Origin of the sequence: Flavobacterium sp. IB48 (genome assembly GCF_016405855.1) — a bacterium.
Classification (GTDB): domain Bacteria; phylum Bacteroidota; class Bacteroidia; order Flavobacteriales; family Flavobacteriaceae; genus Flavobacterium; species Flavobacterium ginsengisoli.
This window is the reverse complement of the sequence record NZ_JAEFCA010000004.1, coordinates 144,878-160,514: the sequence shown is the minus strand read 5'-3', so window position 1 is coordinate 160,514 and position 15,637 is coordinate 144,878. Positions and strand designations below refer to the sequence as shown.

The following is a 15,637-nucleotide window of genomic DNA, read 5'->3' as shown; positions in this document are numbered from 1 at the left end:
ACAAAACAAAATTTTCAGCTCAAATAAATGAAATTTCAAGTTTCTTCAGAATATAGTCCAAAAGGAGATCAGCCGCAAGCCATTCAAAAATTGGCCCAAGGTGTGGTCGACGGAGATAAATACCAAACTTTATTGGGAGTTACAGGCTCGGGAAAAACGTTTACCGTTGCCAATGTAATTCAGGAAGTGCAAAGACCAACTTTAGTTTTGGCGCACAATAAAACCTTGGCCGCGCAATTGTATTCAGAGTTCAAACAATTCTTCCCGAATAATGCTGTTGAGTACTTCGTTTCCTATTACGACTACTATCAGCCAGAAGCTTTTATGCCTGTAACGGGAGTTTTTATTGAGAAAGATTTATCTATCAATGAAGAATTAGAAAAAATGCGTTTGAGCACCACTTCTTCTCTACTTTCAGGAAGACGTGACGTTTTGGTTGTGGCATCGGTTTCTTGCCTTTATGGTATTGGAAATCCTGTCGAATTTCAGAAAAACGTAATTGAAATTAAAAGAGATCAGGTTATTTCGAGAACTAAATTATTGCATAGTTTAGTTCAGAGTTTATACGCCAGAACTGAAGCCGATTTTAATCCAGGAACTTTCAGAATTAAAGGAGATACTGTCGAAGTTTATCCGAGTTATGCTGACGATGCATACAGAATTCATTTCTTTGGAGATGAAATTGAAGAAATAGAATCATTTGATGCTACTACTTCTCAGGTAATAGAGAAATTCCAACGCTTAACCATTTATCCTGCTAACATGTTTGTGACTTCTCCAGAAGTTTTGCAAGGCGCTATTTGGCAGATTCAGCAGGATTTAGTGAAACAAGTTGATTATTTTAAAGAAATTGGAAAACATCTTGAAGCGAAACGTTTGGAAGAGAGAACCAATTTCGATTTAGAAATGATTCGCGAATTGGGTTATTGTTCTGGAATTGAAAATTACTCTCGCTACCTTGACGGACGTGAAGCTGGAACAAGACCTTTCTGTCTATTAGATTATTTTCCAAGCGATTATTTAATGGTTGTTGACGAAAGTCACGTAACCGTTTCGCAAGTTCATGCCATGTATGGTGGTGACCGAAGCCGAAAAGAAAACTTGGTAGAATACGGTTTCCGTTTGCCTGCTGCAATGGACAACCGTCCTTTGAAATTTGAAGAATTTGAAGCGTTGCAAAATCAAGTAATTTACGTTTCTGCAACTCCAGCTGATTATGAATTGCAAAAATCGGATGGTATTTATGTCGAGCAGATTATTCGTCCGACTGGATTATTAGATCCTGAAATTGAAGTTCGCCCAAGTTTAAATCAGATTGATGATTTGATTGAAGAAATTCAGATTCGTTGCGAATTGGACGAAAGGGTTCTCGTTACGACTTTAACTAAAAGAATGGCCGAAGAATTGGCCAAATACTTAACAAAAGTAAACATTCGATGCCGTTATATACATTCTGAGGTAGATACTTTAGAGCGTATCGAAATTATGCAAGATTTACGAAAAGGTATTTTTGATGTTTTAATTGGTGTAAACTTACTTCGTGAAGGTTTAGATTTACCAGAGGTTTCTCTTGTAGCGATTTTAGATGCCGACAAAGAAGGTTTCTTGCGTAACCATAGATCTTTAACACAAACTATTGGTCGTGCGGCGAGAAACTTAAATGGTAAAGCGATTATGTATGCCGATAAAATTACGGCAAGTATGCAGCGAACAATTGATGAAACCAATTATAGGAGAACCAAACAGATTAATTTCAATGTAGAAAATAATATAACTCCTCAAGCCTTAAATAAAAAAATCGAAAGTGCGTTTACCAAAAATCCATTGGTTGAATATGAATTAGGACATCCGATCCCTGTGGCTGCTGAGCCAGAAACAGCTTATTTATCTAAAGCTGAATTAGAGAAAATGATTCGCGAAAAACGTAAAACAATGGAGAAAGCTGCAAAAGAATTAGATTTCTTGCAAGCAGCTAAACTTCGTGACGAAATTAAAAAACTACAGGAACAGCTGCCTTAATTATGCTGTTCCTGAAAAATCTCCAACAATACAATTGGATTAATTACTGTATTGGGAGATTTTTTCATCATTTCCAAAACACGTTTTACTGCTGAAAGATTTAAACCCATTTCTAATGCAATCTGCTGAATAGCTTTAAATTCTTTTTCGTGCAAAACGCCGTCAATATGCATTAATAAAGCCAATCTGTAAAACTGATTAATACGTTGTAATTCAGATTTTATCGGAATAGTTTTGTGTTCTTGATGAAATAAATCTTGAAATTCTTCTTCACTAATACTCAATTCGAAAGCTACAAGTCTTAAAAATTCAAGCTCACGTTTGTGTAAATGTCCGTCTACAGTGGCGAACATAATCATTTCTAAAAGTAAACTTCTTTTTTCTGCTTCTGTATTCATCAATTTCTTATTTTTAGCTAAAATATTGCTTTTAAATAAAAATACAAAACACAGATAATGAAGAGGATTTTCTTGGCAGTTTTACTTCTATTTACTTTTATTGGAAAAGCTCAAAGCACCGTTTCAAAAAATATTTCTACTTTTACAATTGAAGCTCCTCAACTGAATACCACAAAGAAGATCTGGATTTATCTTCCTGAAAATTACTCCAAAGACATTCAAAAAAAATACAGTGTTATTTACATGCACGATGCTCAGAATCTGTTTGATGCCAAAACTTCTTTTGCGGGAGAATGGAATATAGATGAAAAGTTAGACAGTTTAAAAGCTCCTGTAATTGTAGTAGCGATTGAGCATGGAAACGAAAAACGAATCGACGAACTTACTCCGTTCAAAAACGAAAAATATGGCGGAGGAAATGCCGATAATTATTTAGATTTTATTGTAAAGACATTAAAACCACATATCGACAAAAATTACAGAACCAAAACAAAAGCTAAAAACACAATTCTTTTTGGAAGTTCACTTGGCGGATTGGTTTCGTATTATGGCGCTTTAAAATATCCTGATGTTTTTGGCAAAGCAGGCGTTTTTTCTCCCTCATTTTGGTTTTCTAACGATATTTATGCTTTTACAGAAAAACAGTCCAAAATTAAGACTAAAATCTATTTTTTGTGCGGAGATAAAGAAAGTGACGATATGGTAAAAGATTTAACTAAAATGAAACGTTTACTAGATTCTAAACGCTGTTATTGTCTTCATCTTGATAAAACTAAAATTGTAAAAGGCGGAGAACATAACGAAAAACTGTGGCGAGATCATTTTGTTGAAGCGCTACTTTGGCTGGGCTATTAAATAAAAATAAAAAAATACTCCTATAAAATGAAACTTATTTTAAGAGAATACAATCTCAAACTAAAGCACACTTTCACTATTTCGAGAGAATCTATTGACGTACAGCCATCATTAATTGTAGAATTGCAAAGCGATGGTTTTTCTGGTTTTGGAGAAGCTACCTCAAATCCGTATTATCATATTACGGTTCCGATGATGATTTCCGATTTGGAAAAAATAAGAGCGATTATTGAAAATACCGAAAACGAAACTCCAGAGGCATTTTGGTCAAAAATTCATCCGTATTTAAAAGACGATATGTTTGCCTTATGCGCTTTAGATTTGGCGTATAATGATTTGTATGCTCGTAAAAAAGGCAAAAAATTATACGAGTTATGGAACTACAAAACCGATCATAATCCGTTAACCGATTACACGATCGGAATTGACACAATTGAAAAAATGGTTTTTAAAATGCAAGAACTGCCTTGGCCAATTTATAAAATTAAACTAGGCACAAAGGAAGATATTGCGATTGTAAAAGAACTTAGAAAACACACAAACGCTATTTTTAGAATTGATGCCAACTGCGGATGGACAGTTGAAGAAACGATAAATAATGCTGTTGAATTAAAAAAATTAGGCGTTGAATTCTTAGAACAGCCCATGAAAGCTGATAATTGGGAAGGACATAAAGAAGTATTTAAACATTCTGTTCTTCCTGTAATTGCTGACGAAAGCTGTATTATTGAAGAAGATGTAGCAAAATGTTTCAATCATTTTCATGGAGTGAATGTAAAACTGGTAAAATGTGGCGGTTTAACTCCTGGAAAACGTATGATTGAAGAAGCTAAAAAATTAGGCTTAAGAACTATGGTTGGCTGCATGACCGAATCTACTGTCGGGATTTCTGCAATTGCACATTTGCTACCGCAATTGGATTATGTGGATATGGATGGCGCATTGCTTTTGGCTGAGGATATTGCAACTGGCGTAACAATTGAAAATGGAATTATCAATTACTCCAATCTTAACGGAACGGGAGTAACATTACTGTAAAATGATAGTCGAAAAATTTCCAGATAGAATCATTGAAATTGACCAAAAGCAATATTTGTATTTTGGAGGAACAGCTTATTTAGGGCTTCCGACAAACCAAAAATTTCAAGATTTAGTCGTTCAAAACATCTTAAAATGGGGAACAACTTATGGAAGTTCTAGAACCGCAAATATTCAATTAACCGCTTATGATGCGGGCGAAAGGTTTTTAGCATCTCACATTGGCTCAGAAAGCACTGTTACAGTTTCTTCGGGAATGCTGGCCGGAAAACTGGTTTTAGAGAAACTGAAAAAGCAAATGGATTGTTTTCATTTAAATGAAATTCATTCGGCTATTCAGATTGAAAACAGTCTTCCTGTTTTTATAAATGAAAAATTGAATGCTAATTTATTAGATTCCAAATCAGAAAAAATAACGATTTTAACAGATGGAGTTCCGTCATTTCAAACCAGACCAATTGATTTATCTTTCTTAAATGAGATTTCAAATCAAAAGGAAATTACATTGGTTATTGATGAATCTCATTCGTTGGGAATTATTGGCAAAAATGGCTCTGGAATTTATTCTTCAATTGATTTTCCGATTAAAAGAAAAATCTTGGTTTCGTCTCTAGGAAAAGCTTTCGGATTAACAGGTGGTGTAATTGCTTCAGATTCTAATTTCATCAAAGAAATAAAAGAAATCGAAACTTTTACAAGCGCTGCCGGAATGAATCCTGCTTTTGCGCAAACACTATCTGATGCTTCGGAAATTTATAAAATACAGCATCAAAAATTGTTAGACAATTTAATCTATATCGATTCAATTTTAATTAAAAATAAAAACGTTAAGTTCGACAAAAATTATCCTTTAATTTATTTATTGCCAAAAGAATTAGTTCTTAAATTAAAAGAAGAAAATATAATTATTGCTAGCTTTAAATACACCAAAGAGGCCGAACCATTGAATCGAATTGTTATAACAGCAAATCATACAAAAGAAGATTTAGATAAATTGGTTCGCGTTTTAAATGATTTTAATTCTCAATTTTAATCATTTTAAAAAACTACCTTTGTAAAAAATAAAACAATGACAAATAACGATATACTTAAAAAACTTCGCGTGGCTTTGATGCTCCGTGATGACCAAATAATTGAAATTTTAGAATTAGTAGATTTTAGAATTTCAAAGTCAGAATTGGGCGCTTTTTTTAGAGCAGAAGATCATCCAAACTACATGGAGTGTGGCGATCAGGTTTTGAGAAACTTCTTAAACGGATTAGTAATTCATTTAAGAGGCACTAAAGAAAATCCTAAAAATCCGAATGATGTTTTAGCAAAGCATAAAGCTGAAATTCCAAAAAAGGAAACTTCTAAAGAAAGACCAGAATTTAAAGCTGCCCCAAAAGATTCAGAAAAATACAGAGGCGATCAAAGTTCATCAAAATCAGGTTCATCAGCTGGAAAACCTAAAAAGAAATCATTCCCAAAAGGAAACGGAAAACCATCTGTTGTAGAAAAAGTGGTATTTAAAAACGGCAATAAGAAAAAATCTTAGCGCTTTTGTAAACGCCAACAAATAAAATTAAAGATGTCTTTTAAATATATCTTTACAACATAAAAATCCATTCTTTAAAGAATGGATTTTTTTATATTTTTAATGCAAATTAAACAAAGATCAATCTATCATGAAATATTTACTTTTAAGCATCACTTTCTTTTTATTTCTAAATGCAAAAGGTCAAACATCCGTCAAAGACCAAATAGTTGGAAACTGGAAAGTAAAAAATGTAATAGTAAAATCGAATAGTAAAGAAATGACTGAACTCTCTCAAACCTTTACAAATTCAATATTTTCATTCCAAAAAAATCAAAATTTTAATTTCATTCCAAAACAGAAAACGCAACTTACTCCAATGTTTGTGCAAATGTTGCAAAATCAAAAATGGGGTTTTGAAGAGAAAAAAAATTTAATTAGAATCGGCACAGCTAAAGATCATTATTCAATAATGGGAATAACTCCAAAAATTGAAAAAAATAATGCAGTTTTTAAACTTGAAGAAGCAGAACTAAGTCTCGAAGTAGTAAAAACCGAATAATCGATTTATATTTTATTCTGATCAATTTCATCGAAAAAAGCATCTTTATAAGTTGCTCCAATTGGCAACTCTTTTCCGTTTACGAAAACAGAAAAATTATCTGTCGATTCGATATGTTTTAAAGAAACAACATACGATTTATGTATTTGAATAAAATCCTTTTCTGGCAATGATTCAACAACATTTTTTAATGACGAATGTGTAATAATCTGCTGCTTTACTGTATGAATGCAAACATAATTCTGTAAACTTTCTACGTATAAAACATCATTCAAAAAAACTTTCTGAAATTTATTTTTTCCATCTGTTTTTATAAATAAAAAATCTGGCGCACTACTATTACTTGTACTCGAAAGTTCTATTTTGGATTCAGAATTTAGTTTAGAAACAGCTTGATAAAATCGTTCGAATGCAATTGGTTTTAACAAATAATCAACTGCATTCAGCTCAAAACCTTCTAAAGCAAAATCGGGATAAGCTGTTGTAAAAATGACTTTAATATTTTTCGAAATAATTCTAGAAAGCTGCAATCCTGTTAATTGAGGCATTTGAATATCTAGAAAAATCACATCTACAGATTGTGAGTTTAGAAATTCTAATGCTTTTAACGAATCATTAAAAACGCCAACTTTCTCTAGAAAATTTACTTTTCCGATGTAATTTTCCAATATTCGAGTTGCAGGCGGTTCATCATCTACAATAATGCATTTAAAAGCCATAAATTATTTCTTTAGCGGTATTTTTAAGTAAGTTTTAAAGGTATTATTTTCTTCTGTTTTTTCAAGAATAAATTGGTTCTTGTACATATATTCTAATCTTTTGGTCAGATTTTCATAACCAATTCCAGTTGACGAATAATTCTCTCCATTCACATTATAATTGAAAGTTGAAATCTCTAAAAAATCCTCTTTTATTTTGATTAGAATAACAGCTTTTTCAATTTCATTATTCAGTTTTCCGTGTTTAAAAACATTCTCTACAAAATGAATTAAAGCTGACGAAAGAATTCTTTCATTTGAATATTTTCCCTCTATAGAAAAATCCAAATATAACAGATCTTCAAATCGTTTTTTCTGCAAATGAATGTAGTTTTGAATAAACTGAATTTCTTTTGAAAGTATCGCTTCATCTTTATCTGTTTCTGTAATAACATATCGAAGTAAATCAGAAAGAACCAAAATATCATTGGCCATTTCATCTTCTTTCAAAACCAATTGACTGTAAAAGGAATTCAATGTATTGAATAAAAAATGCGGACTAACTTGCGCTTTTAGCATTTGAAATTCAGCCTTTTTGTTCTCCAAAAGCAATTCCTGATTTTGATGTTGCGTAGTATGAAACTGCCAAAACAAAAAAGTTAATGCACTTAGAATGACCGCTGGCAATCCGAAGAAAAAATTGTCTTTTATGTAATAACCTATTTCTCTAGCTTCTTCATAGTAATTGTGTCTTCCGGTAATATTAAACATAACAACTTCTTGCAAAAAATAGCGAACAGCCGCAAAAAGCAATAGCGAAACCGGAATTGTTAGGATGTAAAAAAGTAATTTCTTCTTGTTTAAAAACCATTCGCAGAAATAGTAAAAATTGAGAATGTAAATACAAAATATTGCTAACAAATGAGTTGGCGTAATTCCATAACATATTCCTTTGATTACAATTTCTACTTTTTTATCATTAAGTCCAATATCCCAGAAAATGTACGTTAGAAATAATAAAAAGAAAAAAACAATGTGATAGTAAAAAGGGATTCTTGATTTCATAGTTTTTTTGATAATTGACTCAAAAATACAATTAAGCCTTAAATAGAAAATTAGATTTATTCAAAACATGCGTTTTTAGGGATGAACTATCCAAAACGTTACACGAAATTATTACTCTGCAAATTCCATGTGTTTATAAAATGAAATCCTATGTTCATCAAAAACAAAAAATAGAGATCAAAAGACAGAATACATTTGTCATGAATTTAAAAACAAAACGTCATGTACAAAATCATTTTATTACTAACAATTATTACATTAAACTTAACTTCTGCTCAAACTAAGAAAAAACAGATATTATTGGTTGGAACATTTCATTACGCCAATCCAGGTCTGGATGTTACTCAAGTAAATAGTTTTGATATCTTATCTGAGAAGAGCCAAAAAGAACTCGAAATAATGAGTGACAAAATCAAAAAATTTGGCCCAGATAAAATATTTGTAGAATGGGAATTTAACGAACAAGCCGATTTAGATAAGTTTTACAATAAAAACACCGACAGTCTTTTTAAAACTAATAAAAACGAAATAACACAACTGGCACTTCGCACGGCTAAAAAACTAAATCATAAAAAATTATACGGAATGAATCTCTACACTTCTTTTCGTTATGACAGTTTAATGATGTCAATGGAAAAAGCAAATCAACAGGATTTATTGAAAAGAAATAATGAGTGGAAAAAAAGGAATGAAAAAGATCATAATGAAAGAATAACAAAAAGCTCGTTACAAGAACTCATGCTACATTACAATAAAAAAGAAACCGAAAATAAAAACATCCAATGGTATTTGGAAGTAGCCAACAGAGCTGGAAATCCAGATGATTTTACAGGAGCGTCTTTAGTCTCAAATTGGTACAAAAGAAACTTATATATGTATTCTTTAATTCAGAAATTAACGGAAGGCACAGATAATAAAATAATGGTTTTAGTTGGCGCTGGTCATGCTGCATTGATTAGAGAATTTATAACACATGATCCAGAATTTGAAATTGTGGAACTATCTACAGTTTTGAAATAAACTTAATGATTTAACCGCAAAGAGCACAAAGAATTACGCAAAGTTCGCAAAGTTTTTTAGCCACGAATTCACGAATTTTATTTTTTACAATCTTTGAAAATAATTCGTGAATTCGTGGCTATTTTCAACATACAGCTTTGCGAACTTTGCGTTTGTACTCACAATCCTTGACAAAAAACTTAGCGCCCTTTGCGGTTAAATAGACTTCAAAAAAAAATCCCTCCAAAATGGAGGGATTTTCTATATAAATTGATTTCTTATTTAATTAAGAAAGAGCAGCTTTTACTTGGTCAGCAGCTTCTTGGAATTGAACTGCAGATAAGATTGGCATACCAGAGTTATCAATTAATTCTTTTGCAATTTCAGCATTTGTTCCTTGCAAACGAACGATAATTGGCACTTTAATAGCGTCTCCCATGTTTTTGTAAGCATCAACAACACCTTGAGCAACACGGTCACAACGAACGATACCTCCAAAGATGTTAATCAAAATAGCTTTTACGTTTGGATCTTTCAAGATAATTCTGAAAGCAGTTTCAACACGTTTAGCATCAGCAGTTCCACCAACGTCAAGGAAGTTAGCAGGCTCAAAACCAGCGTATTTAATTAAATCCATAGTTGCCATTGCAAGACCAGCTCCGTTTACCATACATCCTACAGTACCGTCAAGGTCAACATAGTTAAGACCAACTTCTTTAGCTTCAACTTCGATTGGATTCTCCTCACGGATATCTCTCATTTCAGCATATTTAGGTTGTCTGTATAAAGCGTTATCGTCGATATTAACTTTAGCATCAACAGCTAAGATTTTGTTATCAGAAGTTTTTAATACAGGGTTGATTTCAAACATAGAAGCATCAGAACCAATGTAAGCATTGTAAAGTGCATCGATGAATTTAACCATTTCTTTGAAAGCATTTCCAGAAAGTCCTAAGTTAAAAGCAATTCTTCTAGCTTGGAAACCTTGCAATCCAACAGATGGATCAATTTCTTCAGTAAAGATTAAGTGTGGAGTGTGCTCAGCAACTTCTTCGATATCCATTCCACCTTCAGTAGAATACATAATCATGTTGCGTCCTGTACCTCTATTCAATAAAACAGAAACATAAAATTCAGAAGTTTCGCTTTCTCCAGGATAGTACACATCTTCAGCTACTAATACTTTGTTAACTTTTTTACCTTCAGGCGGAGTCTGAGGAGTAATTAACTGCATTCCGATGATTTGTTCTGCTAACTCTTCAACTTGTTGTAAGTTTTTTGCCAGCTTAACTCCACCACCTTTTCCACGACCACCTGCGTGAATTTGTGCTTTAATTACATGCCATCCTGTCCCAGTTTCGGCAGTTAATTGTTTTGCAGCGGCCACAGCTTCAACTGCATTATTAGCCACGATTCCGCGTTGTACGCGTACTCCGTAACTCGCTAAAATTTCTTTTCCTTGATATTCGTGTATGTTCATAATATAGAATTTGTCTGGTTCTGAATTTATTTCAGAATAAAAGTGCGACAAAAGTAACAAAATACAACTGAAAAGTAAAATCTTTTTTAAATTAATAACGGCTCCTTAAATGATTCTTCAGCTATTTAAATCGAAAGAAAAAAAATCATTAAACAATTGTATCTAAAAAGTTAACACAAAATCGCTAAAACGTTTGAGATTTAACAAAAACTTCACTGATATCAATACCTAAGCGACGATTTTTCTTAATATATTTTAATCGCAATTATGATTTTGATAATTCGCAATGCTTTATCTGATAATTTTATCATTTAAGAACCCTTTTTCTAATATTCCTATAAAAATGAAAGCGAATTCATAATTTCAATACATTATGTTTAACGAAATCTTTATTTTTGTAAAAAAAATATCAAGAATGAGAGTTAAAGAACAAGGGCTTTATCTGCCTGAATTTGAACACGACAATTGTGGTGCAGGATTTATTTGTAATTTGAATGGTATTAAGTCAAATGATATTATTCACAAAGCATTAGACATCTTAATTAAATTAGAACATCGTGGTGCCGTAAGTTCTGATGGAAGAACTGGAGACGGAGCCGGAATTTTATTCGACATTCCTCATGATTTTTTTAAGAAAGTTTGTGACTTTGAAATCCCAGAAGCGCGTGAGTATGCAGTAGGAATGGTTTTTTTACCAAAAAGCAAAAACCAGGTTTCTTTTTGTATTAATGCATTTGAAGCTACTATCAAAGACCAAAACTTAAAAGTTTTAGGTTGGAGAGATGTACCCGTTGACGTTGAAAATCTAGGTGAAATTGCCGCAGAAAAAGAACCAACAATTAAACAAGTTTTCGTTTCTAAAAACGGACAAGATTTAACTGAACAAGAATTTAATGCAAAACTTTTTGCAGCTAGAAAAATTGCTGAACATGCCGTAAGAGGATCTAAAACCTCAGAAAGCCACATGTTTTATTTTACTAGTTTATCGACAACTACTATAATATATAAAGGTCTATTGATGCCAGAAGACATCAGCCGTTATTATATAGATTTGAAAGATCCAGACTTGGTGACGCGTTTAGCGCTTGTACACCAACGTTTCTCTACAAATACATTCCCATCTTGGGACTTAGCTCAACCGTTTAGATACATGTGTCATAATGGTGAGATCAACACACTTCGTGGAAACGTAAGTCGTATGCGTGCTCGTGAAGAGCTTATGCAGAGCAAAGTTTTTGGCGATGATATCAAAAAATTATTCCCAATTATCTTAGAAGGAAAATCAGATTCTGCTTCTATGGATATGGTGGTTGAACTTTTATTAATGACTGGCCGTTCTCTTCCAGAGGCAATGATGATGGTAGTTCCTGAAGCTTGGGAAAAACACCAGACAATGTCTCCAGAAAAAAGAGCTTTCTATGAATACAACGCTTGTATCATGGAGCCTTGGGATGGTCCTGCTTCTATTCCGTTTACAGATGGTAACGTGATTGGAGCTTTACTAGACAGAAATGGTTTACGTCCTTCTCGTTATACATTAACGAAAAGCGGATTCGTAATTATGTCATCTGAAATTGGTGTATTAGATATCGATCCAGAAGATGTAATTCAGCATGGTCGTTTAGAGCCAGGGAAAATGTTCTTAGTTGATATGAATGAAGGCCGTATCATCGAAGACGAAGAAGTTAAAAAAGCAATCGTTACAAAACGTCCATACAAGCAATGGGTTGACGAAAACTTATTGCCATTGGCTAGCGTTCCTTACACCAACAACCCTACTCCTGTTGAAAAATTAGATTTCTTAACAAGACAACGTTTGTTTGGTTATACAATCGAAGATTTAAAAACAATCATTAACCCAATGGGTAGCGACGGAGCTGAAGCAATTAGTTCTATGGGTAATGATACACCTTTGGCAGTTCTTTCTGATCAGCCTCAGTTGTTGTACAATTACTTCAAACAATTATTTGCTCAGGTTACTAACCCACCGTTGGATGGTATTCGTGAAGAAATTATTACTGATATCAGTTTAGCGATTGGTGGAGATTTCAATATTTTCGAAATTGAATCTAAACAATGTAAAAAATTAAAAATCCAAAATCCAGTTGTTTCTAACGAAGATTTGGATAAAATCAGAAATATAGATCACCCAGATTTCAAATCGGCTACTATTTCTACTTTATATAAAATAGAAAAAGGAGTTAACGGTTTAGAGCGTGCTCTTGAAAAATGTGTTCAGGCTACTTTTAAAGCAGTTGAAGAAGGATGCAATATCATCATTTTATCTGACAGAGGTGTAAGCGAAGAATTAGCTCCAATTCCTATGTTATTGGCTTGTTCTTACATTCACCACTCTTTGAACATTTTACAGGTTCGTTCTAAATTTGGAATCATCATTGAATCTGCAGAACCAAGAGAACCTCATCATTTTGCTTTATTGTTTGGATATGGTGCAAGTGCCATCAACCCTTACATGGTAAACGAAATCATTCACGATCAGGTTGAAAAAGGTTTCATTACAAAAGTAAAAGCGGATTACGCTGTTGTAAACTACAACAAAGCGATTGCAAAAGGAATCGTGAAAATCATGAACAAAATTGGTATCTCTACTTTACATTCATATAGAGCTGCCCAGATTTTCGAGATTTTAGGTTTAAACAAAACATTTACATCTAAATACTTCCCTTACACTCCATCAAGAATTGAAGGAATTGGTTTAATGGAAGTTGAAAAAGAAGTTAAAAAACGTTTCCAAAAAGCTTTCCCAAATTCAAAAATTGCAAACTTGCTTTCTCTTGAAATTGGAGGTATTTACAGATGGAGACGTGGCGGTGAAAAACACATGTTTAACCCAACTACTATTTCTAAATTACAACAAGCAGTTCGTTTAAACAGCCCAGAAAGTTATAAAGAATACTCAAATGCCGTTAATGAGCAAAGCTCAAACTTAATGACCATTAGAGGTTTATTTGAATTCAACAATTTAGATCCAATTTCTATTGACGAAGTAGAACCTTGGACAGAAATTGTAAAAAAATTCAAAACTGGAGCAATGTCTTACGGTTCTATCAGCCAAGAAGCGCATGAGAACTTAGCAATTGCAATGAACAGAATTGGTGGAAAAAGTAACTCTGGAGAAGGTGGAGAAGATCCAAGACGTTTCCAGAAAGAAATTAACGGAGATTCTAGAAACTCTGCAATCAAACAAGTTGCATCAGGACGTTTTGGTGTTTCGATCAACTATTTGACAAACGCTAAAGAAATCCAGATTAAAATGGCTCAAGGCGCTAAACCTGGTGAAGGTGGACAGTTACCTGGAGAAAAAGTTGTGCCTTGGATTGCTGAAACGAGAAACTCTACGCCTTATGTAGGTTTGATTTCTCCTCCTCCTCACCACGATATTTACTCAATTGAGGATTTATCTCAGTTGATTTACGATTTGAAAAACGCGAACCGTGAAGCTCGTATTAACGTGAAATTGGTTTCTGAAGTTGGAGTTGGAACTATCGCTGCCGGTGTTGCCAAAGCAAAAGCTGATGTTATCTTGATTTCTGGTTACGACGGAGGAACGGGAGCTGCACCATTAACATCTTTACAACACACAGGTATTCCATGGGAACTTGGTTTAGCGGAAGCACAGCAGACTTTAATCTTAAACGATTTAAGAAGCCGTGTAGTTTTAGAGTGCGACGGACAATTAAAAACAGGTCGTGACGTTGCTATTGCAGCTTTATTAGGAGCTGAGGAATTCGGTTTCGCAACGGCTCCGCTTGTTGCTTCTGGATGTATCATGATGAGAGCTTGTCACTTAAATACTTGCCCAGTTGGTATTGCCACTCAGGATCCTGAATTGAGAAAAAATTTCAAAGGGACTCCAGAGCACGTAATCAACTTCATGTATTTCATTGCTGAAGAGTTAAGAGAAATCATGGCGCAATTAGGTTTCAGAACGCTAAAAGAAATGGTAGGTCAGTCACAAAAATTAAATGTGAACAAAGCCATCAAACATTATAAAGCAAATGGTTTAGACTTGTCAACAATTCTATACAAACCGGAAAAAGCGAAAACAGAGCCAAATCATAATACAACAACTCAAGATCACCAACTTGAAAATGTATTGGATTTTGACATCATCAAAGAAGCGATTCCGTCTATCTATAGAAAAGAGAAAACAAGAGTAACCTTTAAAATTAAAAATACAGACCGTTCTGTAGGTGCAATTTTGAGTAACGAAATCTCAAAAATCTACGGCGCACAAGGATTACCTGATGACACTATTTTAGTTGATTTTGAAGGTTCTGCTGGACAAAGTTTTGGTGCATTCGCAACAAACGGATTGTCATTTAAAATTCACGGAAACTGTAATGATTATTTAGGAAAAGGTCTTTCTGGAGGAAAATTAATTGTAAAAGTACCTCCTACTGCAACTTTCAACCCTGAAGACAATATCATTATTGGAAACGTTGCCCTTTACGGAGCTATTACCGGAGAGGCTTATATTAATGGAATGGCCGGAGAGCGTTTCTGTGTGAGAAATTCTGGAGCAACAGCAGTTGTTGAAGGAATTGGAGATCACGGTTGCGAGTACATGACCGGTGGTACAGTAGTAGTTTTAGGAAAAACAGGAAGAAACTTCGCAGCTGGTATGAGCGGTGGTGTAGCTTATGTTTACGATCCAAATAAGAAATTCGATTCTACAGTTTGTAACATGGAAATGGTTGCATTCGATCCAATGGAAGAAGAAGATCTTACTAAACTAAGAAAACTGATCAAAAATCATTCGTTGTACACAAGCAGTCCATTAGCAAAAAGAATTTTAGCAGACTGGGAAAACCAACAACAGCACTTCGTAAAAGTAATGCCAACTGATTACAAAAAAGCATTACAAAGAATTGCACAAGAAAAACAAATAGAAGAACTAATAGCTTAATTAAAAGGTTCTGAGATACAAAGGTGTAGAGGTGCTAAGTTTTTAACTCACCTCTCACATTTTACAACTCACAACTA

At 33.5% G+C, this 15,637-nt stretch carries 12 protein-coding genes; 8 read left to right on the top strand and 4 right to left on the bottom strand.

What is annotated here, in order from left to right:
- Positions 1–27: 27 nt before the first annotated feature.
- Entirely contained in the window at positions 28–2,019 is a 1,992-nt protein-coding gene (gene uvrB, locus JC605_RS14165) for an excinuclease ABC subunit UvrB (RefSeq protein ID WP_198856819.1), read from the top strand.
- Here uvrB and JC605_RS14160 read toward each other — a convergent pair.
- Entirely contained in the window at positions 2,016–2,417 is a 402-nt protein-coding gene (locus JC605_RS14160) for a TerB family tellurite resistance protein (RefSeq protein ID WP_198856818.1), read from the bottom strand. The two genes, uvrB and JC605_RS14160, sit on opposite strands and share 4 nt — an antisense overlap.
- 57 nt (positions 2,418–2,474) lie before the next feature.
- Between JC605_RS14160 and JC605_RS14155 the strand changes: the two genes are divergently transcribed.
- From JC605_RS14155 to JC605_RS14135, 5 genes are all read left to right on the top strand, one after another.
- On the top strand, positions 2,475–3,272 hold the full coding sequence (locus tag JC605_RS14155; protein ID WP_198856817.1) for an alpha/beta hydrolase: 798 nt from the start codon (positions 2,475–2,477) through the stop codon (positions 3,270–3,272).
- A gap of 27 nt (positions 3,273–3,299) precedes the next feature.
- Positions 3,300–4,310: a dipeptide epimerase gene (locus tag JC605_RS14150; RefSeq protein WP_198856816.1), complete on the top strand. Its 1,011-nt coding sequence runs from the start codon at positions 3,300–3,302 to the stop codon at positions 4,308–4,310.
- A 1-nt stretch (position 4,311) separates the two neighbouring features.
- Positions 4,312–5,343: an aminotransferase class I/II-fold pyridoxal phosphate-dependent enzyme gene (locus tag JC605_RS14145; RefSeq protein WP_198856815.1), complete on the top strand. Its 1,032-nt coding sequence runs from the start codon at positions 4,312–4,314 to the stop codon at positions 5,341–5,343.
- Between the two features lie 36 nt (positions 5,344–5,379).
- On the top strand, positions 5,380–5,847 hold the full coding sequence (locus tag JC605_RS14140; protein ID WP_198856814.1) for a DUF1456 family protein: 468 nt from the start codon (positions 5,380–5,382) through the stop codon (positions 5,845–5,847).
- Positions 5,848–5,977: 130 nt separating this feature from the next.
- Positions 5,978–6,388 carry a hypothetical protein gene (locus tag JC605_RS14135; protein ID WP_198856813.1) on the top strand — a complete coding sequence of 137 codons (411 nt, stop codon included), beginning with the start codon at positions 5,978–5,980 and terminating at the stop codon, positions 6,386–6,388.
- Positions 6,389–6,393: 5 nt separating this feature from the next.
- On the opposite strand, the gene JC605_RS14130 is transcribed toward JC605_RS14135, so the two are convergent.
- A complete protein-coding gene (locus JC605_RS14130; protein WP_198856812.1) occupies positions 6,394–7,107 on the bottom strand; it encodes a LytTR family DNA-binding domain-containing protein in 714 nt (237 codons plus the stop codon).
- A 3-nt stretch (positions 7,108–7,110) separates the two neighbouring features.
- Positions 7,111–8,151 carry a sensor histidine kinase gene (locus JC605_RS14125; RefSeq protein WP_198856811.1) on the bottom strand — a complete coding sequence of 347 codons (1,041 nt, stop codon included), beginning with the start codon at positions 8,149–8,151 and terminating at the stop codon, positions 7,111–7,113.
- Positions 8,152–8,373: 222 nt separating this feature from the next.
- Here JC605_RS14125 and JC605_RS14120 point away from each other — a divergent pair, with 222 nt between their 5' ends.
- Complete coding sequence (locus tag JC605_RS14120; RefSeq protein WP_198856810.1) at positions 8,374–9,171, top strand: DUF5694 domain-containing protein; 798 nt, start codon at positions 8,374–8,376, stop codon at positions 9,169–9,171.
- Positions 9,172–9,436: 265 nt separating this feature from the next.
- Here JC605_RS14120 and sucC read toward each other — a convergent pair whose 3' ends face one another.
- Positions 9,437–10,630: an ADP-forming succinate--CoA ligase subunit beta gene (sucC, locus tag JC605_RS14115; RefSeq protein ID WP_066035083.1), complete on the bottom strand. Its 1,194-nt coding sequence runs from the start codon at positions 10,628–10,630 to the stop codon at positions 9,437–9,439.
- 415 nt (positions 10,631–11,045) lie between these two features.
- Between sucC and gltB the strand changes: the two genes are divergently transcribed.
- Positions 11,046–15,560, top strand: coding sequence for a glutamate synthase large subunit (gltB, locus tag JC605_RS14110; protein ID WP_198856809.1), 4,515 nt, complete (start codon positions 11,046–11,048; stop codon positions 15,558–15,560).
- Positions 15,561–15,637 lie beyond the last annotated feature (77 nt).

Coding starts and splice junctions, on each gene's coding strand:
- JC605_RS14125 (WP_198856811.1), bottom strand. CDS start 8,151: ATGAAATCAAGAATCCCTTTTTACTATCACATTGTTTTTTTCTTTTTA.
- JC605_RS14145 (WP_198856815.1), top strand. CDS start 4,312: ATGATAGTCGAAAAATTTCCAGATAGAATCATTGAAATTGACCAAAAG.
- gltB (WP_198856809.1), top strand. CDS start 11,046: ATGAGAGTTAAAGAACAAGGGCTTTATCTGCCTGAATTTGAACACGAC.
- JC605_RS14150 (WP_198856816.1), top strand. CDS start 3,300: ATGAAACTTATTTTAAGAGAATACAATCTCAAACTAAAGCACACTTTC.
- JC605_RS14140 (WP_198856814.1), top strand. CDS start 5,380: ATGACAAATAACGATATACTTAAAAAACTTCGCGTGGCTTTGATGCTC.
- JC605_RS14120 (WP_198856810.1), top strand. CDS start 8,374: ATGTACAAAATCATTTTATTACTAACAATTATTACATTAAACTTAACT.
- sucC (WP_066035083.1), bottom strand. CDS start 10,630: ATGAACATACACGAATATCAAGGAAAAGAAATTTTAGCGAGTTACGGA.
- uvrB (WP_198856819.1), top strand. CDS start 28: ATGAAATTTCAAGTTTCTTCAGAATATAGTCCAAAAGGAGATCAGCCG.
- JC605_RS14135 (WP_198856813.1), top strand. CDS start 5,978: ATGAAATATTTACTTTTAAGCATCACTTTCTTTTTATTTCTAAATGCA.
- JC605_RS14155 (WP_198856817.1), top strand. CDS start 2,475: ATGAAGAGGATTTTCTTGGCAGTTTTACTTCTATTTACTTTTATTGGA.
- JC605_RS14130 (WP_198856812.1), bottom strand. CDS start 7,107: ATGGCTTTTAAATGCATTATTGTAGATGATGAACCGCCTGCAACTCGA.
- JC605_RS14160 (WP_198856818.1), bottom strand. CDS start 2,417: ATGAATACAGAAGCAGAAAAAAGAAGTTTACTTTTAGAAATGATTATG.